This window comes from Allobosea sp. P1_A7, from assembly GCF_056406775.1.
On the sequence record NZ_JBFTZN010000407.1, the window covers coordinates 1 to 3,610 of the forward strand.

The 3,610-nt window shown below is 61.5% G+C and carries 5 protein-coding genes; 3 read left to right on the forward strand and 2 right to left on the reverse strand.

Features of this window, described 5'->3' with window-relative positions; all coding sequences use genetic code 11:
* Nucleotides 1-297 (forward strand): hypothetical protein (locus tag AC1D34_RS35165; protein ID WP_476826739.1); only part of this gene is annotated, 297 nt, incomplete at its 5' end.
* Nucleotides 298-530: 233 nt separating this feature from the next.
* Here the strand turns inward: AC1D34_RS35165 and AC1D34_RS35170 are convergent.
* Nucleotides 531-842 (reverse strand): DUF1236 domain-containing protein, encoded by a 312-nt coding sequence (locus AC1D34_RS35170; protein WP_476826740.1) that lies wholly within the window; start codon nt 840-842, stop codon nt 531-533.
* Nucleotides 843-1,035: 193 nt separating this feature from the next.
* On the opposite strand from AC1D34_RS35170, the gene AC1D34_RS35175 reads away from it, so the two are divergent.
* A complete protein-coding gene (locus AC1D34_RS35175; RefSeq protein ID WP_476826741.1) occupies nt 1,036-1,437 on the forward strand; it encodes a PRC-barrel domain-containing protein in 402 nt (133 codons plus the stop codon).
* 77 nt (nt 1,438-1,514) lie between these two features.
* Here AC1D34_RS35175 and AC1D34_RS35180 read toward each other — a convergent pair whose 3' ends face one another.
* Nucleotides 1,515-1,730 (reverse strand): DUF7696 family protein, encoded by a 216-nt coding sequence (locus AC1D34_RS35180; protein ID WP_476826742.1) that lies wholly within the window; start codon nt 1,728-1,730, stop codon nt 1,515-1,517.
* 281 nt (nt 1,731-2,011) lie between these two features.
* Here AC1D34_RS35180 and AC1D34_RS35185 point away from each other — a divergent pair, with 281 nt between their 5' ends.
* Nucleotides 2,012-2,272 (forward strand): hypothetical protein, encoded by a 261-nt coding sequence (locus AC1D34_RS35185; protein WP_476826743.1) that lies wholly within the window; start codon nt 2,012-2,014, stop codon nt 2,270-2,272.
* Nucleotides 2,273-3,610 lie beyond the last annotated feature (1,338 nt).

Genomic DNA, 3,610 nt, shown 5'->3' on the forward strand with positions numbered 1-3,610 from the left:
GCCAAAGGACTGCTCGACCTCGTCGTCGAGAATAATCAGGGCCCCCAACCCGCCCTCCATGCAACAGATCTCGTAAAGGGTGCTGATGGGGGCAGGCTTGGGTCGGCTCGGCAGATCCATACCTTGGTGGGAGGATGGCCACTTCGGAACGCGCACTTAAATTTGCGCCATGACGCCGATTCAGAAATGTGGACTAACACGTCTTCTGCGGCTGCCATGGCCGAGCGGATTATGGAATACGAAGAGTTGGCGGCCTCTTTGGAGTTGGAGGCGCTTATTAGAGGAAGGAGATCCTGAGACGCCGGCGCGCGGGAATCTGCTCGCGCAAGCCGACCATGCAGGTCGTTGTCGCTGGCCAACAAGACCGCCTGGATGGTCTGGGCTGGCCAGAGTCGACAGAGCTCCGCTGGTAGTTGCATGGTGTTGTGGAACGTACTGGATACGTTGCCCCCAAGTTCTATCCAGCGCTGTATGATCGACTTCTAGCGTGCCGCCCTGACGTGGAGAGCGCCAGGGCGGTGGGCTGGCCGTTACTCGATGATCTGAATGATCTTTCGCGAGCTGGGCTCAACCAGGACAGCGCGGTCGTTGACCATGGTATATCGGTACTGTGTCACGCCGACATCCGTGGGAAATGTGTGTAGCTCCACCGATGCCGGAAGAGTTCCACCAACAGSGACCGATTCCTGGATCTTCACGGATTTGGGCTTCTCCTTCATGAAGTAGGATTTGATCTTGCCGGACTGTTCGGTCGTGATGGTCGTGGTTGTGGTGGTCTGTGCCAGCGCGGCCGAACTCGCAAGGGCGGCGGCGAACAAGGTGGTCAGAATTCGGAAGGTCATGGACGTTCTCCCTCGTGAATGTCCTCCCCCGGCCGCTTTCAAAACCCCAGACCGTCGTGCTTGTTCCGCACTGAATTCAGCCGATCAATGAGCGCGGCCGCTAGGCCGTCGGAACAGATTGGGGTGCCCGGAATTATCTTTCCACCCTGCCGCAGCAGACCCAGGCTGCGGGCCAAAAGAAGGACATTCGACCATGCGCGCTACCACTTTCGCTCTTGCAGCAACCCTGCTTTCCGGCGCGGCGTTTGCGCAGACGGCACCCGTCCCAGCGCCCGCTACGTCCCCCGTCTTCGTGTCGGTGGACGAGGCATCTGCGCTTGTCAGCAGCCTGAAGGGCCTCAATGTCAAGAATGCCGCCGATGAGAATGTCGGCGAGATCGAGGATGTCGTCATCGCCGGTAACTCGCTAGCGTCCTACATCCTGTCGGTCGGCGGGTTCCTTGGTATGGGCACGCATTATGTTGCGGTCAGCCCGAGTGCGCTTGCCGTCACCTGGAATGCGACGGACAAGAAATGGAACGCTCGGATCAATGCCACCAAGGAGCAGTTGAAGGCGGCGCCGCAGTTCAAATACGAAGGCCGCTTTGCAAGGTGAAGTGGATCCGATTGCAGGCGCGGGAACTCTCGCGTGTTGGTGCGTTCCTCTCCGCACCTCCCATTGAACTTGGCCCGTCACTCCAAAAGGGGGGCGGGCCATCTTGCGATCGCCCCGGGCTCTGATTCGCCGCAGCCGCTCAATCTCTTGAGCGCGGCGACGGCAGCCTCTCCGCGAATAGATTTGACGCCTCGGCTTTCGCGATCGATGGCGCCCGGAGTGCCATCAAGAAATCCGGCTCGCTCCGCCTCCGGCATGCCAAGCAGATGCTCCTCTCGCATTCGTGGCGCCATGCCTCGGAACTCGTCGAGACCTCTCGATCGGCAAGGAGCCAGGCGACCGGGGAGGAGCAGAAACAGGGCATCTCCGAAGAATTTTCCCTCTCTTTAGCCGCCAGATTGAGACGGAACAGACTTCGGATTCATTCGTTTGCACGGCGTGCCGGCCTCGCCATTCTCCTCGGGACCGCACGGCCGCGGGCCCCGTCGCTGCCATACGGCGGGGTCTCCGGCCCGCCCATTTCCCCTTGCGTTCTTTTGATGAATTATAAACTGTGCATCGCGGGGGAATAGCGATGCCGTTTCGTTCCATTGTGGCCACACCGGAAGAACTCGCCCTGATCGTGGCCGCGTTCGAGAAGGCTTGGAGCGAGATCGATGCACGCGGATCGTTCGACGTGTTGATGGCCGCCGGCCAGCGTGAACGCCTTGGCTACATCGTCGCCGGCTTGTGGTCGGCGGGCGAAACGATCGATCTGGCCAAACTTGCCGTACAGCGGTTCGATGAGACCGCTATTGCTGACGCTCTCGCACGCCAGACTGTCAAAAAACCCTGACACATTGAGTCTGCTGCACGGAACTCGGCGCTTCGCGATGGGTTCGCTATCGCGTGGAGGCGTCGCCCACATCCGGCGCCGTCACGGCCTGGGAGTAGCCCCGCCAAAAACGACCCCCCAGCCGGGCGGGGCTGCTCTTTGCTGGTGGAGTAGCAGTTGTGTGTGTGCGTCGTCTTCTGCGTTGCGGGCCAGGCTTCTCCGCTCTTAAGAGCGGGGTTGTCAGCAGGTCGCCAGATCCGTGTCAGGCAAGCCTGCTCGAGGATCCGATGCCCGACAGGGCGGAGCCCTGCCTGGCCAAGCGCGCGACGCGTTTGCTCAGGCTCTCGTCTCCGGGCTTGCTTTCGACCCCAAGACACAAGCGTCTCGGCCAAATCCTTGCTGTCAACGCAGCCCGGCACAGCGCTCGTCCTGCCGGAATACTGGGGCGCCCAGTGGGCATCCGGAACCGGCGCCCTCAACGGCAACTGCTACGGTGGGGTTGCCCCGGGCGGCACGACGGTAATGACCGCAGGTGGTAACGGGTACCACTGCCGCGCAAAGAGGATCGCATAATGGACCTTCAGTACCGCCGGCCAGACGGCAGCTTCGTCGCGGCTATCAAGGGCCTGCCATTCGATGTGACAGTGCAACAGCGCAGTTACGATAGCAGCATCACCTGCGCCTCTTACGTGAACTCGACCGTCGCCGCCTGGGCGGCTGAGGCGGCCACCTTCGTGGCATGGCGCGACAGCGTATGCGAAGGTCGAAGCCGGGCTGAAACCGCAGCCCAGCGTTGCCGAGTTTGTATCGGAACTGCCGCCCATCATTTGGCCAGTGTGATCATCGTGGGGCCTTGCAGCCCCCCTGGAACCAATCAGGTCTCAGCAGCCCCGCGACATAGCTCCCATTCGAGGATGGCCAAGGCTATGATTTCTAGTTCAGTCGAATGATCCCCTTCCGTATCGTGTAGCAGTCGGGCGCGCATTAATATGCGCTCATATTCGGCTTCGTCGCGGATCGTCATCCGCTTGCGGCGTGGAAACTCGAAGCCACGCTGCCGTCGCCGATCGGTACTCTGGGGTTTCATCGCCGGCCACTCTCAATCGCCATCCGCGAAAGAAGCCGGCCAGCGCGGCTACCACGACCGCGCGGACCGGCATGCCCGCTGGGGGAGGGGAGAGCGAGCAATACTAGGGCGGATCGACATTCAGGATTGAACGAACCCGCTGACGCGGGAAAGCTGCGGGGTTTGTGACGGGAGGCTCCTGCTGGGAGGGTTTGGGTGTTGAAGCCACCCAGCCCAGCAGGAGCTCCCGATGACCGAAGCCAAGCCGATGAGCGCCCTTCGTCGCCGCATGA

Excerpts from the sequence above, each read along its gene's own strand:
- AC1D34_RS35180 (WP_476826742.1), bottom strand. The coding sequence starts at position 1,730 with ATGGCGCCACGAATGCGAGAGGAGCATCTGCTTGGCATGCCGGAGGCG.
- AC1D34_RS35175 (WP_476826741.1), top strand. The coding sequence starts at position 1,036 with ATGCGCGCTACCACTTTCGCTCTTGCAGCAACCCTGCTTTCCGGCGCG.
- AC1D34_RS35185 (WP_476826743.1), top strand. The coding sequence starts at position 2,012 with ATGCCGTTTCGTTCCATTGTGGCCACACCGGAAGAACTCGCCCTGATC.